The following is a 13,401-nucleotide window of genomic DNA, read 5'->3' as shown; positions in this document are numbered from 1 at the left end:
CCGTCGACCGCGAGGTGAGTCTCTCTAGATTACGTCGTCGAAGTCGTGATGACCGTGGATATCGACGCCGTCTTCGGTTATCTCACAGAGGAAGACGCCGTTGCCCGATCCCGTATCTCGCTCGGCGGCCGATTTGATCCCCTGGGCGGCGATCGTCGTCGCTTCGTCGTTCGAGAGGCCCTCCTCGTAGGTCTGTTCTAAGTGACCGTAGGCCAGTTGCATCCCCGAACCGGTGACCGTGTACTCGTCTTTCATGACGCCGCCGGCCGGGTCGATGCTGTAGACGTGGCTTCCATCGTCGTCGACGCCGCCGAGGATGGGATGGATCGCGAAGAACGGACCGCCACGGGCGAAGTTTCCGGCGAGCGTCGCCAGGGCGTCGATACTCATGTCCGCTCCGCGTCGGGATTCGTAGAGGTTCACCTCGGCGCGCAGACTCGAGATGAACGACTGGGCACCACCGACGCTGCCGACCATCGTGAGCGCGCCCGTCGGGTGGATCTGTTCGACTTTCTGGACGTTTTTGTTCGAGACGAACCGACCGCCGAGACTGGCGCGCATGTCGGTCGCGATGACGACGCCGTCTTCGGTCGCGATACCGATGGTGGTCGTACCCGTCTTGTTGACGGTGTCTAAGTCCTCCGCCCTGACGTCGTTGTTCGGGAGCGAGCCGAGTTCCGGACTGTACGGATCGGTGTGTCCGTCGAGACGGTTCACCGTGTTCGAGAAGTCGTCGACAGTAGGCGTACGCATTGTCCGTGACTAACGTTCGGGACGGTATAAAACACCGGCGGTCACGTGCGAACGGGTGGGTGAAATGTGACGGTGTTTGGACTTGTGCAGGCGTCTGTTCGTGGTGGGAGTCTCGTATGACGTGTTCGGAAGTCTCGTATGAGTCGAAGCTATAGACGTGCCCGGTTACTGTGCGTTCTCGTACGCGGATTCGACGCGGACCAGCAGTCGGTGTAGCGGAACGGTGACACCCACTTGACGGGTCGCGAGGGCAACCGGGAGCATGAGGATGCCGAGCAGGATGCTACACTGATACAGTGCGAACAGCGTCATTTGGTAGACGCGTTGTTTCATCGGTGTGGTCGGGTCAGAGATGCAGGTGGTACATAAGCATTGTTGCTCGAACCGAACTATCCTGAATCTTCATGACGGATTCGCCCCGTCGCCGTCTGCCGATTCAACCGTAGTTGTAACTGTTACAAGTGAAGCCGTACTCAGCCCGATGTACGGGTATCCGGGGGAGGGAGTACCTGGACAATTCCTGTAACATATGGCCATCGTATCCCTCTCGTCCGCGAACGTAGCCGCGTCGGAATCTGGCTGGCCGTTCGACTCAGCTGCGCGATCTGTTCTTCCACCCCACGGTATCGAACGACGTGCTGCTCGGGAGAAACCGCAAAGAACGTCACTCGTCGTCCCGACGGTCAGGGTATGAGCAACTATCTCGTCGTGATGGAAGCCGCCTGGCTCGTTCGAGACGTCGACAGCATCGACGACGCCATCGGCGTGGCTGTGAGTACGGCCGGGAGACGACTGAACGAGAAAGGAAAGGAGTACGTCGAAGTCGACGTCGGGGCGACCGGCTGTCCGGCATGCGGAGAACCGTTCGAGTCGGCATTTATCGCCGCTGACACGGCGCTCGTCGGTCTTGCGCTCGAAATCGACATTTTCAACGCCGATAGTGAAGAACACGCCGAGCGAATCGCAAAGAGCGAGATCGGGGGCGCGCTACGAGATGTCCCGCTCGATGTCGTCGACGTGTTCGAAGAACAGGAAGACGAAGACTGAAACGATAGCTAACGGAGCGTCGCCCGGATCGATCGCCGTCATTCACAGCAACCGCTCGATTACCGTTCGGGCACGGGTATCGTCCGTTCTGCCGTTCTGTGGCGGTTGTTCGTCGACATACGCCCGTTTGATTACCGCTTCTCGTGACGACCGCGTCGGCCCGGTTCGAACCAGTCACCGCTACGCGCACCCAAAACAACTATCTATAACCCGTGGTTATCCACCGGTATGGAACTACCGACGCCAGAAGATCTCCGTCAGCGTCGGACGGAACTCGAACTGACCCAGAGTACGCTGGCCGAACGCGCGGACGTTTCTCAGCCGTTGATCGCACGGATCGAAGGCGGTGACGTCGATCCCCGTCTCTCGACGCTCCGACGGATAGTCAACGCCCTCGACGAGGCGGCCGGCGACATCATCCGCGCGGATGATCTGATGAACGAATCGGTCGTCAGCGTCTCGCCCGACGATTCCGTGAGCGAGGCGGCGGCACTCATGGAGTCTGAAGCGTACTCTCAGCTAGCCGTCATCAAAGACGGCATTCCGGTCGGATCGATAAGCCAGAGCGACCTGGTTCACCTCGACGCCGATGCACGGGATCAGCCCGTTTCAGAACACATGGCAGAGAGCTTTCCGACGGTTTCGAAGGACGCGACCGTAGACGAGATCAGTAACTTACTCGATCACTACAAAGCCGTAATGATCACCGAGGCCGGCGAAACGGTCGGTATCTTGACCGAAGCGGATCTCGCTGCTCGGCTATCGTGAACGAGACGGTCGGTTGTCCGCGACGGTAGCATTCCAGCCTCGTGTGTGCACCCGCTGATCTCCGACGCTTCTCGGCACCGCCGCGAATCCGAACGGATTCGATCGACCGTTCGTCTCACCGATCGAGCGAACACAAGCGGATGCGACCGCCGATTTGCCGATCATACCCTGTCTTGCGTCTCACTGGCAGCACGGGCTGTCACCGGTGATACAGCGAACGTTGGGAATAGCTCGCCCCACACTGTGCGGCCACGATTCCCGTCGAAAGCGGCTTCTGTCGCGTCGAAAGTGAATTCGGAACCGTCACATTGTATACGTCCGTTTCGACGTCTGTCCACGCGGTATTCGTCCTACTGGATCTAGAAGAGATGCTCCGTCAATCGATATCGACCGTGGAAAACGTAGCCAGAATCCTTCGCTGACGAGCACGCCGAAGCGTTCAGTACTCCGGTCGTTGGGCTTGGATGATCGTCGACAGTTGCGCCTGTTCGTCCGCGAGTAATTCCGTAAAATCGTCGGCGGTGATGATTCCGGCGAGGTGTCCGTCGTCGGTCACCGGCAATCGCCGGACGGCGTTCTCGCTCATCATTTCTGCGGCCTGATAGAATCCCGACCCGCGTTCGATCGTCGTCAGCTCGTCGGTCATTACGTCTTCAGCGGTGGCCGATTCCGGATCCGTCCCGTCGCCGAGTACGCGCATCGCGAGATCCCGATCGGTGACGATCCCAACGGGTTCGTCGCCGTCGGTTATCACGATACTGCCGACGCTCTGTTCGTCCATCGTACTGGCGAGCTCTTCGACCGATTCGTCAGTAGGTGCCGTGATGACGTCCGACCGTGCAAGATTTTCGATTGGCATGGTAGTCCACTCTGATTGGCCACGAACGCGAGCATAAATCCCTCCCGCACTCGTCGAGATTCGAGACGGTTCCCACGCGCGTCAAACAGAGAGAACCAGGGACAGCTGCTCGAGTGGCCCCGAATCGGGGTAGTGACTCGATTCATCGCCAAGCCGATCACGCGGAGGTACGAGAAGACATCACGTGCTCGACCGATTCGAAGATGGATTGGTCCGGTTGAATCCGATCGGCCAGCCGTGTAACGTCGGTCACAAAAACGGATAGGCGAGCGCGGCCGTTCCGGTACTGATCACGAACCACCCCGCGAAGTTCCACCACGGCACCTCGCGAAATCGAGGTCCCGGAACCCCGTCGGTGTACGTCCAGTGACCGTCTTCGACGCCCCGGTGATCGGTGAGAACGTCGTAGGTCGTCGCGAGTATCCCGGCTAGTAGTATCGCAGCGACGCCAGGCGTCACGACGAGCGAGACGCGAAAGGCCACGTACACCGTGGCAGTCCACCCGAACAGAACGTAGAGGGGGACGCCGAGAAGGAACGGACCCACGTGATGTTCGAGCCACCCGATCCGAATCACGACGTATTCGCCGACGAACGCGACGATGGCTCCGCCGAGAAACAGCGCCACTGTCGCTTCGATCGGCCAGGTCGCGAGGGCGTGAATCAGCGCCACAAGCCCCAACGTGGTCGTAAGTATCGCGAACACTCGTCCGTCTGTCATCGTTCGAACGGTTCGAATATGCCACGCATTACTGTTTCGTTTACGTCACGACGAGCGCGACATTCAGGTAGATGCGATACCGCTGATGGGACCGGGTACCTCCATCTACTCGCGGTCACCTGTACGGAATCGGTGGACTCCTTTGATACGGGTGGTCGTAGTCGGGAGGCCTATGTTTCGTAGGCAATTCGTTCGGGCGAGTCTTCCCGTGGTGGGCGCTGGCCTGACCGTGCGTGGAAGCATCGGTCGGGGTGGAGCGGACCGACAAACTCAGCACGCGTCCCAGAATCGTGACCTAACAGCTGAAATCCCTCCTTCGAACCAGTGGGTGCCGACAGAACGATACGAACCGTCCGGAGACGGGGTGTTCTTCACTCACGTCGACTGGAAACTGATCGGAGAATTGAACGGAGACGAGTCGACGAGCGAACGGTCCCGGTCTGACCAGTCTAGCGAGGACGACGCGGACGCCGCACCGATCGTATCGATACCCCGGTACGGTGCGTACGTGACTTCCTACACCTACTACGGAGTCCTCCGGTATCCCTTCGCCGAGTTGCTCTATCCCCAGGAGGGTCCGTACCTCGACGGAATCGAAACCCAGACGATGACCTGGACCGACGGCGTGCTCATCTTCCACGGAACCTACGACGTCGACGCCTTCGGCGGCGACGTGACGGATGGATTCGCTCGCGTCGACGAGAACGAAACCGTCACCATCTTCGGCGGAACTGATGCAATCACTCACGGACTCGGATTCGCCGTTTCGGAAGACGCCGTGGTCGTCGGCCTCGACGACGATAGCGATCACGATCCGATCGACCTCGTCGACGCGATCGTCGACCGTTCCGGAGTCGGTCGGGATCGGATCGTCGATACCGATGACGGCCGGTGGCTGTTCGACTCGACCGGCGACGCACAGATGCAGTACGGCCGTTGGCAGTACGGTGGCGACGATATTCTAGGCGTGGGTGGAAACGGATCGCTCGAGGACGAACGAGGGTCGGACGATCCGGTCACCGATTCGATAGAGAGCGTTATTTCGAACCTGGCGTTCGCCGTGGAGGAGGGGACGATGGTCGATCGGCTCGCACGCTTCGCGGCGATCTATCGGGACGATGACACCCCATCTGAGTCGGAGGTTCGCGAACATTTACTCGGTGGAATCGATCGTCCCCACCGGATCGACGTCGGGTCGGATCGAATCTCCGTCCGGGCATCGATCGACGCCTGACAATTCGCCACTCCGATTGAGAACGGATCAGATCGGCGGTGGTGTATCCGGGTGTCTGTGTCGCCGTGTTCGGTCCGTTCGAAGCGTTCACTATTCGTTACGTTCGTCCGCCACTGCCAGTCCGAACGCGTCGGCGTAGAACGCGAGTTCGGCTTCGACGGCTCGCTCGCGAGATTCGGCCCGACGAAAGCCGTGTCGTTCGTCCTCGAAGACGAGAAGGGAGTGCGCCACGTCGTTCGATTCGAGCGCCTCGACCATCGCCTCAGCCTGTGACAGTGGGACGACCGGATCGTCCTCGCCCTGCAGGAGTAACACCGGGGCATCGACCTTACCGGCGTGTTCGACCGGAGACCGATCTCTGTAGGTGTCGGCGGCGTCGGGATACGGACCGACGAGTTGGTCGAGATACCTGGATTCGAATTTGTGGGTTAGTTGGGCGAGTCGCTCGAGATCGGCGACGCCGTAGTAACTCACGCCGGCGTCGAACGCATCGTGAAACGCGAGCGCGGACAACACGAGGTAGCCACCTGCACTTCCACCGCGGACGGCCAGCCGGTCCGGATCGGCTCGACCTGAATTCGCCAGGTGACGAGCGACGTCGATCGTGTCCGTAACGTCGTGTCGACCCCACTCGCCGTACAGCGCCTCGCGAAACGCTCGACCGTATCCCGTCGAACCGCGGTAATTAACGTCCGCGACGGCGAAGCCGCGAGAGGTGAAGTACTGTACGGAGAGGTCTAACGTGGGCGTGGTCGCGCCGGTCGGTCCACCGTGTACGAACGCGATTAGAGGCGGGCGATCGTCCGTCGGCTCGACGACGTCCGGATTCGTCGGCGGATAGACGTAGGCGTAGGCGGATTCACCGTCGCGCATTTCGAACCGCTCGTGGTCCGGCGTTGCGAGGTAGGCGTTGTCCACGTCGAATTCCATACTCTCGCGAACGATCTCGGGTTCGGCTCCGGGCGTCCACGTCACGACGCTCGTCGGTCTGGTTGCACCGCCGGCGACGAACACGATTCCGTCACCGGTGGATCGAACGTGATTCGCGTACGTTTCGAACGGTAACGAGGCGACCGTTCGATCGTTCCCGTCGATGATCTCGACGTGCTGGCGACCCGCGTCGGTGACGATGGCACAGATCCGACCGTCGTCCAGAAACGCGTACGTCGACAGGCCGAGTTGCCACTGCGGACCACCGTAGGACGCTTCGCGCTCGACGAGCGGATCGACGGCGTCCGACCTGGCTGGGTTCGACCGATCTATCGGGATCCGGTAGAGGTTCCACCACCCAGTTCGATCGCTGACAGCGAATAGTTCGCCATCGGGCGACCAGGCCGGCTGGAAGACGGATTCGTCCGGACCACCGAGGACGACGCGTTCGTCCGGTAGCGTTCCGTCGGGTTCGACGGACGCGACGTGCAATTTGGTCCCATCCCAGGGCATTCTCGGGTGGTCCCAGGTGAGCCAGGCGAGCGTCGACCCGTCCGGCGAGAGCCGCGGGGAGGCGTAGAAATCGTGACCGTTCGCGACGACCCTCGGCGGGCTCTCTCCGCCCGTCGGCAGACAGACGAGTTCGTTCGCCGGTTCCGAGTCATCGGCGTCGGTCTCACCGCCTCGATCCCCGTTTTCAGCGCCGTCGGTCGCCGTCACGTCGTGTGACTCACGGACGCAGTAGAGGCGGTCGCCACCCGGAGCAACTTCGAAATCGGCGTAGCGAGTCGCGCGCTTTCGCTCGGGCTCCGGCGTGATCGCGATCGTGTCGTCACCGTCCTGGCGATACACCTGTTGGTCGTCGAATCGACTGAAGTAGACGACGCCGGAATCGACGCTGAAATCTCCACCTCCGTACTCGTGGACGAGTGTCCGGACGTCAATCTCCGGCGGTGTCACGTCCGACGACGTTCGGCCGTCGTGACGGACGATCACCCCGCGGCCATCGTCGGCCGGTCGCTGTTCGAGCCAGTATATCCCGTCGCCGTCCACGTCGACGTGGCCGAACGTGAGTCCGGCGGTCGCGACGAGTGACGACGTGATCGGCGAGGCCCACTCGCCGTACGGCTTCGTCTGTGGGGTCGAATCAGACATGGCTTCGTTCGATGCTATTCTCGGCCGATCCCATAGGTGTATGCTCGTGCGCGATTTGAATATCCGGCGCACGCATCTTTTCTCCCGACGGAGTCGGTATTCGACCCGCTAGTCGGCTTGGGTGATCGGTCACCGGAGCACCGACTCGGTATCGTGTGGAGTCAGATCGAGACGTAGACGGCCGTTCTACCGGTCGAATCGGCCGAGCTCATCGCTGTGAAATTTCACCGTACGAGCGCTGTGTTGGGTACATCCTCAGCGACGGTGGGTCGAAAATGGGTTGGGGCAGATTTGAACCGAAGGAAGACGTTCTTGCTCGCTCGCTTCGCTCGCTGTGCGAGCTGCGACTTCCAGGGTTCAAATCTTTGTTCAATCAATCCCCCGACGCGGACTCCTCGCTTCGCTCGTCGTTGATGCGTCGGGAAAATGGGTTGGGGCAGATTTGAACTGCCGACTTCCTCCGTGTGAAGGAGGTATCATAACCGGACTAGATCACCAACCCGGTGGGAGAAATTACCCAACGGTCGCTCTTATACGTTCCGTTCGAATGCGAACCTAATACGACGGTGCTTCCTCGACGGCGCCCTCGCGCTGGTTGAGGACGCGGGCGAGGGTAAACAGCACGTCGGAGAGGCGATTCAGGTACTGGATCGCCTGTTCGTTGACGGAGTCCTCGACGGACCCTAACGCGACCGCTCTGCGTTCTGCGCGTCGGCAGACGGCTCGCGCGTGGTGGATCGCCGCGCCGTGTTCGGCCCCCGTCGGCAGGATAAACGACGTCAGGGGTTCGAGTTCGTCGTCGTAGCCGTCGATCCACCCTTCGAGCGTTCGCACGTGGTCGGCCTCGATTTGCGGGTCGTCCGCCTCGGGGGTCGGATTCGCGAAGTCCGCCTGGATCACGTGGAGGTGGTTCTGTACCGTCGCCAGCTTCTCGTCGACGTCGTCGTGGTCGGTCGGTCGGATGGTCCCGATGAGCGCGTTGAGTTCGTCGACGGTGCCGTACGATTCGATCCGCTCGCTCGCCTTCGACACGCGGGACATATCGCGGAGATCCGTCTCGCCGTCGTCGCCACGGCCGGTGTAAATCGACATAGTCGAAAATGCACGTCGATCCACTATAAGTTCGTCCACTACGATATTCGCGTCGATAGTCTGTGTCAGGGTGGTTTGCCGTAGCAATTGGATCGATTCGGACCAACTGACGCCGGTTTGTGTGAACGAACCGCGTGTCGATTCGTCTGACCCTCGAACATCATACACAACCATCGACCTTGCGACTCCAAGCACGGTCCCTTTTGACGGAGACTCCGTACCGCTCGCGATGGTTAGATCGAAACTCCTGGCGATGGTAGTCGTCGTCAGTCTTCTCGGAGGGGCCCTCGTCGCCTGGTCGGGAGTTCTCATCGCGAACAGGGAAGTGTGGCTTCCCAAGGCGATTGGATACGTTACGCTGGGAATCATCGCGCTTGGATTGTTACTTTCGGTGTGGACGCTCCTCGATGCCAGAGGCGAGGTGTAGCCGGCGCACGCCGCTTCGAGCGAGATCAGTAAACCAACACACTCAATTTCACCCGCATCCAGCATTTCAGCTATGGGCCTCGAACTCGAACACGATTGTCCCGATTGTGGCGACGAAAAGGTGTTCTATCGCGCGGCGAGCACGCAGGTACACCTCGGCGAGAAGGTAAAATGGCACTGTCCTGATTGTGACTACGGCTTCGTTCGGATCAACGGTGTCGATTCGAGTACGGCGTAACACGTTCCTTGCTGATACTGAACTGTCGGTTTTCACCCCGGTGTCAAATTCTTCTGGGGACATTCGTCTCTCCCGCTCGAAACCGGTTCAATCCGCGCCGATTCAACACTGATTCGACGGCAGAACGACTACAAGATATTTATAGATTGTAATTCATATTCTCACGTATGTGTGGGTGGGAAACACAAGCATGGTGCGGTCGAGCTAAAACGAGTTCGATGTACCGACCGATCATCGCCGCGTGGGTGGGCCGATGACCGACCGACTGCGGGGTCGACGTCACGTGTTGAAACTGACCGGAGCGGCTATCGGGGGAGTCGCGATGGGTTCGGCGGCGGCGACGACCAATCGAGGGGAACCCGGTACGGAACGTTGGCACCATTCTGTCACCGGGCCGATCACCTCGTCACCGACGGTCGTCGACGGAACCGTCTACGTCGGGAGTGACGATTTTATGCTGTACGCGTTCGACGCAACAGATGGGGACCGAGAGTGGTTTTTCACACCGGCTCACGGCCAAGCGAAATCGTCGCCACAGGTGATCGATGGAACCGTTTACGCGGGATTCAGGATCGGCCGCATCTACGCGATCGATTCATCAACCGGTGACGACGAATGGTTCTTCGAACCCGACCGGTACGAACTCTCGTCGCCGACGGTTGCGAAAAACGCCGTGTTCTTCGGCACGGGTGCCGTCGTGCCGGACGGCGGCGAGTACGTCGGTCGTGACCTCGGCATATACGCGGTCGATCGGACCAGCGGCGAACGGTTGTGGCGTTTCGAAACCGACGGAGCGGTCGACTCCTCGCCGGCCGTCGTCGATGGGGTTGTCTACGTCGGTTGCGACGACAATACCGTCTACGCCATCGACGCTCACGAGGGGACCGATCGCTGGCAGTTTCAAACGGGCGATTCGGTGACCGGATCGCCGACCGTCGTGGACGGAACGGTCTACGTTGGAAGCCACGATAGCCGGTTATATGCGATCGACTCGACGTCGGGCACGGACACCTGGGAGTACGAAACCGACGGCCCGATCCGGTCGACGCCGACCGTCGCTGACGACGTCGCGTACGTCGGGAGCGACGACGGCTCGCTTTACGCGATCGATACCGCCAACGGCTCGCGCGAGTGGCGGTTCCAGACCGGTGATGCGGTCGAATCCTCGCCGACGGTCGTCGGACAGACCGTGTTCGTCGGGAGCAACGACGGCTCCCTCTACGCAGTCGACACGCGAGACGGGAGCGAGGTGTGGCGGTTCGAGACGACTCGGTCGATCACGTCGTCGCCGACGGTTGTGGATGGGATCGTGTACGTCGGGAGCCAGGATTCCACTGTCTACGCCGTACACGCCGGCGTGCCGGGTTCGAGCGGCGATTCGCGGATTACTCAGGGGGTTCTCGGCCACACGAATCGATGGTCGACGAATTCAGTCCACGACGAGTACGTACCGATCGAGACTCGCTCGGACTCGACCGACGGGTCCGACGACGGAATGCCCGGCTTCGGACCAGCGGCGGCGGTGACTGGCATCGCTGGAGCCGGCTATGCGCTGAAACGACGGCTCGATTCCCGCAATGTCTCACGCGACTAATCGTTGGCCGGTCGACGATCGTTTCGCGAACGGCGAGACACGATGATTCAACCCGCTTCTGATCGTAGCGCGATTGCGTGTTTCGACGAGGGTCGATCGGTGATCGGTCGGTCAGTACGTCTCGTTCGTAGCGTGTTCTCCCGGCGGTGCGGTTCCGGATTCGACGACCGAGACGACGATTCGATCGATCAGTTCGATAAACCCCTCGGGATCGACCGGCTTTACGAAGTAGCCGTCGGCACCGAGCCGTTCGGTCTCGTCGATGTGATTCGTGGCGTTCGATCTCGAGAGAACGACCGCCGATATCGAGGCTAACGTATCGTCCGCCGAGAGTCGCCCGAGGACGTCCAAGCCGGTCCGCTTCGGTACGTTGATATCGAGGAACACGAGACCGGGCAGCGCCGTTCCGTCGCTCTTGCTCGCTCTAGTGAGGTGTTCCAGCGCGGCTTCGCCGTCGGTGACGGTGGTGAGCGACGACTCGACGTTGCTCGCGGTTAGCCCTTCGGTTATGAGGCGAACGTCGCCTCGGTTATCTTCCACGACGAGAACGGACAGCGGTCGCTCGGCGTTCGTCCCTCCGCCCGAATCCGTCGTTTTCCCCTCATTCAGTAGTTGATCGTTTCGATCGTCGAGCGATCAGCGCGTGGCCCGCGTTTCCTGTATAACGGACCTGCGGCGAACGATGTCCACGCTCACGACAGACCGATCGGCGAGTCGTTGCTTTCTCAGCGCTGGTGACACTCGCGTCGGAGAGCGTCGGGCGACAGTAATTTATCCGCTTCTACCCACCTCCCAGACGAGATATGCAGGGACGCAGGCTGGCGACGACCGACGAAGTGATTGCGATCGTCAGTCCCGACAGCGACGGCGCGCTCGCACAACTCGAGGCGTGGTGTACGGATCGGGGGCTCGGACTCTCCACCGTGGACGTCGGCGAGGATATCGAAGACGTTTACGACGAGAACAGAGCGACCCTCGGCGTCACGCTCGGCGGTGACGGAACGTATCTGGAAGGTATCAAGACGTTCGCGCCGCGAAACGTAGCCCTCCTGGGAATCGACCTCGGAACGCTTTCGTTCCTCGCTCGGGTCGACCCGGACGACATGGAGGCTGCGCTCGACGAGGCGATCCAGGGACGAGCCATCGTCGATAGTAGACAACAGCTCGCCATCGATGCACCGGGAATCGAGACGACGGGGATCAACGACGTCATGATCGAACACGTTCCCCCCGAGAGTCCTATCGGGCGGAAGGTGACGACGCTCGACGTAACCATCGAAGACGAGTACGTCGGGGAATTCGAGGGAACGGGACTGGCCGTCTCGACGCCAACTGGTTCGACGGGCGTTTCGCTGTCCGCGAACGGGCCGCTTCACTATCCGACGAACAATTATGCGCTCCAGTTGATTCCGCTGCAGACTCATTCGCTCAGCGTTCGGCCGATCGTCTGTGCACCCGGATGCGATATCTGTGTCAGACCGAGCGGTCCGACGAATCTAACGGTCGATGGTGGGCGAGTTCATACGGTTTTAGACGCCGGGGAGGACGTCCGCGTGACGGGGGCTGAGACTCGGGCTCACATCGTTCGGACCTCCTACGGATACGGCTTCTTTACGGCGATCACGAAGAAACTCGGCTGGTCGATCAGAGCGGACGATGCGGACCCACCGCCGGGCACCGGCGTCAGTGCCCGCCGTCCTGCGCGGCCGGTGTCGATGGTCGAACGGGCCCGCACGATCGCCATCGAAGCGGCACACAGCGCGGCCGAACCCCTCCAGGAACTCCACGGTCGCGTCGAGGACGTCACGTACAAATCCGACAAGTCCGACCTCGTCACGGAGGCCGACCATCAGGCGGATCGAATTATCACGACCGTCATCGCCAACGAATTTCCCACTCATGCAATCGTCTCCGAAGAGAGCGATCGTCGACCCGGCCGGCCCGACGAACCGAGCGCGTCGGCGTCGACCGACGAAGGTGACGCTGCGGATGGGGCGTCACAGAACGAGCGATACACGTGGGTCATCGATCCGCTCGATGGGACCGGAAATTTCGCACATGGCAACCCCAACTACGCCGTTTCGATCGCACTCGTCCGAAATTCGACGCCGGTCATGGGCGTCGTACACGTCCCCGAGACGGGAGAGACGTTCAGCGCGATCGAAGGAGACGGCGCCTTCTCGAACGGAACGCCGCTCGGAACCACCGATCGAACCCGCCTGGACGAGAGCATGTTGCTCTCGGGCTACGACCCCGACGGCTCGTTTCTCACGAACTTCTATCAGAAGACGCGCGGGGTCAGACGGCTCGGCTGTGCGGCGCTCAACCTCTGTTATCTCGCGAGCGGAAGCGCCGACGCCATCTGGGAGTACGACACCTACCCGTGGGACGTTGCGGCCGGTATCGTCATCGCGTCGGAGGCGGGGGCGAAGCTCACCGACGCAACGGGTGATCCGTACTCCTTTACCCTCGAACGCAACGGTCGGACACCCCTTCTCGGTTCGAACGGTCCGTTACACGAATCGCTTATCGAACACCTTACCCTTACTAACTCCGACGAGTGAGCGGTTCGAGTAACCGAGCGG

The 13,401-nt window shown here is 60.9% G+C and carries 14 protein-coding genes and 1 tRNA gene; 7 read left to right on the top strand and 8 right to left on the bottom strand.

Annotated features, from left to right (window positions below; genetic code table 11):
- Positions 1-24 precede the first annotated feature (24 nt).
- Both psmB and NKH31_RS16285 read right to left on the bottom strand, forming a co-directional pair.
- On the bottom strand, positions 25-753 hold the full coding sequence (psmB, locus tag NKH31_RS16290) for an archaeal proteasome endopeptidase complex subunit beta (RefSeq protein WP_254862844.1): 729 nt from the start codon (positions 751-753) through the stop codon (positions 25-27).
- Between the two features lie 165 nt (positions 754-918).
- Positions 919-1,065 (bottom strand): hypothetical protein, encoded by a 147-nt coding sequence (locus NKH31_RS16285; protein WP_254864867.1) that lies wholly within the window; start codon positions 1,063-1,065, stop codon positions 919-921.
- 378 nt (positions 1,066-1,443) lie between these two features.
- Between NKH31_RS16285 and NKH31_RS16280 the strand changes: the two genes are divergently transcribed.
- Together NKH31_RS16280 and NKH31_RS16275 are read left to right on the top strand one after the other, a co-directional pair.
- A complete protein-coding gene (locus tag NKH31_RS16280; protein WP_254862843.1) occupies positions 1,444-1,800 on the top strand; it encodes a DUF555 domain-containing protein in 357 nt (118 codons plus the stop codon).
- Between the two features lie 228 nt (positions 1,801-2,028).
- Positions 2,029-2,568 carry a CBS domain-containing protein gene (locus tag NKH31_RS16275; RefSeq protein ID WP_254862842.1) on the top strand — a complete coding sequence of 180 codons (540 nt, stop codon included), beginning with the start codon at positions 2,029-2,031 and terminating at the stop codon, positions 2,566-2,568.
- Between the two features lie 439 nt (positions 2,569-3,007).
- Here the strand turns inward: NKH31_RS16275 and NKH31_RS16270 are convergent, their stop codons facing one another.
- The gene (locus tag NKH31_RS16270; protein ID WP_254862841.1) at positions 3,008-3,427 is read right to left on the bottom strand and encodes a CBS domain-containing protein; all 420 of its coding nucleotides are present in this window, start codon (positions 3,425-3,427) and stop codon (positions 3,008-3,010) included.
- Between the two features lie 249 nt (positions 3,428-3,676).
- Positions 3,677-4,147, bottom strand: coding sequence for a carotenoid biosynthesis protein (locus NKH31_RS16265; RefSeq protein WP_254862840.1), 471 nt, complete (start codon positions 4,145-4,147; stop codon positions 3,677-3,679).
- A 328-nt stretch (positions 4,148-4,475) separates the two neighbouring features.
- Between NKH31_RS16265 and NKH31_RS16260 the strand changes: the two genes are divergently transcribed.
- Positions 4,476-5,381 carry a hypothetical protein gene (locus tag NKH31_RS16260; protein WP_254862839.1) on the top strand — a complete coding sequence of 302 codons (906 nt, stop codon included), beginning with the start codon at positions 4,476-4,478 and terminating at the stop codon, positions 5,379-5,381.
- 90 nt (positions 5,382-5,471) lie between these two features.
- Here NKH31_RS16260 and NKH31_RS16255 read toward each other — a convergent pair whose 3' ends face one another.
- The 3 genes from NKH31_RS16255 to NKH31_RS16245 all read right to left on the bottom strand — a co-directional run bounded on the left by NKH31_RS16255 (position 5,472) and on the right by NKH31_RS16245 (position 8,558).
- A complete protein-coding gene (locus NKH31_RS16255; RefSeq protein WP_254862838.1) occupies positions 5,472-7,466 on the bottom strand; it encodes a S9 family peptidase in 1,995 nt (664 codons plus the stop codon).
- A 427-nt stretch (positions 7,467-7,893) separates the two neighbouring features.
- A tRNA-Val gene (locus NKH31_RS16250) sits at positions 7,894-7,968 on the bottom strand.
- Positions 7,969-8,021: 53 nt separating this feature from the next.
- Positions 8,022-8,558 (bottom strand): cob(I)yrinic acid a,c-diamide adenosyltransferase, encoded by a 537-nt coding sequence (locus NKH31_RS16245; protein ID WP_254862837.1) that lies wholly within the window; start codon positions 8,556-8,558, stop codon positions 8,022-8,024.
- 229 nt (positions 8,559-8,787) lie between these two features.
- On the opposite strand from NKH31_RS16245, the gene NKH31_RS16240 reads away from it, so the two are divergent.
- The 3 genes from NKH31_RS16240 to NKH31_RS16230 all read left to right on the top strand — a co-directional run bounded on the left by NKH31_RS16240 (position 8,788) and on the right by NKH31_RS16230 (position 10,816).
- Positions 8,788-8,985 carry a hypothetical protein gene (locus NKH31_RS16240; RefSeq protein WP_254862836.1) on the top strand — a complete coding sequence of 66 codons (198 nt, stop codon included), beginning with the start codon at positions 8,788-8,790 and terminating at the stop codon, positions 8,983-8,985.
- A 72-nt stretch (positions 8,986-9,057) separates the two neighbouring features.
- Positions 9,058-9,222, top strand: coding sequence for a DUF7838 family putative zinc beta-ribbon protein (locus NKH31_RS16235; protein ID WP_254862835.1), 165 nt, complete (start codon positions 9,058-9,060; stop codon positions 9,220-9,222).
- A gap of 253 nt (positions 9,223-9,475) precedes the next feature.
- Positions 9,476-10,816: a beta-alanine-activating enzyme beta-propeller domain-containing protein gene (locus tag NKH31_RS16230; protein ID WP_254862834.1), complete on the top strand. Its 1,341-nt coding sequence runs from the start codon at positions 9,476-9,478 to the stop codon at positions 10,814-10,816.
- A 111-nt stretch (positions 10,817-10,927) separates the two neighbouring features.
- Here the strand turns inward: NKH31_RS16230 and NKH31_RS16225 are convergent, their stop codons facing one another.
- Positions 10,928-11,356: a response regulator gene (locus tag NKH31_RS16225; RefSeq protein WP_254862833.1), complete on the bottom strand. Its 429-nt coding sequence runs from the start codon at positions 11,354-11,356 to the stop codon at positions 10,928-10,930.
- Between the two features lie 263 nt (positions 11,357-11,619).
- Here NKH31_RS16225 and NKH31_RS16220 point away from each other — a divergent pair, with 263 nt between their 5' ends.
- Entirely contained in the window at positions 11,620-13,380 is a 1,761-nt protein-coding gene (locus tag NKH31_RS16220; protein WP_254862832.1) for an NAD(+)/NADH kinase, read from the top strand.
- Positions 13,381-13,401: the final 21 nt, after the last annotated feature.

The sequence above is a fragment of the Halovivax gelatinilyticus genome (assembly GCF_024300625.1).
Lineage (GTDB): Archaea > Halobacteriota > Halobacteria > Halobacteriales > Natrialbaceae > Halovivax > Halovivax gelatinilyticus.
The sequence above is the reverse complement of the archived record's forward strand: the minus strand, read 5'-3'. Positions and strand labels throughout refer to the sequence as shown.

Coding starts and splice junctions, on each gene's coding strand:
- psmB (WP_254862844.1), bottom strand. CDS start 753: ATGCGTACGCCTACTGTCGACGACTTCTCGAACACGGTGAACCGTCTC.
- NKH31_RS16285 (WP_254864867.1), bottom strand. CDS start 1,065: ATGACGCTGTTCGCACTGTATCAGTGTAGCATCCTGCTCGGCATCCTC.
- NKH31_RS16280 (WP_254862843.1), top strand. CDS start 1,444: ATGAGCAACTATCTCGTCGTGATGGAAGCCGCCTGGCTCGTTCGAGAC.
- NKH31_RS16275 (WP_254862842.1), top strand. CDS start 2,029: ATGGAACTACCGACGCCAGAAGATCTCCGTCAGCGTCGGACGGAACTC.
- NKH31_RS16270 (WP_254862841.1), bottom strand. CDS start 3,427: ATGCCAATCGAAAATCTTGCACGGTCGGACGTCATCACGGCACCTACT.
- NKH31_RS16265 (WP_254862840.1), bottom strand. CDS start 4,147: ATGACAGACGGACGAGTGTTCGCGATACTTACGACCACGTTGGGGCTT.
- NKH31_RS16255 (WP_254862838.1), bottom strand. CDS start 7,466: ATGTCTGATTCGACCCCACAGACGAAGCCGTACGGCGAGTGGGCCTCG.
- NKH31_RS16245 (WP_254862837.1), bottom strand. CDS start 8,558: ATGTCGATTTACACCGGCCGTGGCGACGACGGCGAGACGGATCTCCGC.
- NKH31_RS16240 (WP_254862836.1), top strand. CDS start 8,788: ATGGTTAGATCGAAACTCCTGGCGATGGTAGTCGTCGTCAGTCTTCTC.
- NKH31_RS16235 (WP_254862835.1), top strand. CDS start 9,058: ATGGGCCTCGAACTCGAACACGATTGTCCCGATTGTGGCGACGAAAAG.
- NKH31_RS16230 (WP_254862834.1), top strand. CDS start 9,476: ATGACCGACCGACTGCGGGGTCGACGTCACGTGTTGAAACTGACCGGA.
- NKH31_RS16220 (WP_254862832.1), top strand. CDS start 11,620: ATGCAGGGACGCAGGCTGGCGACGACCGACGAAGTGATTGCGATCGTC.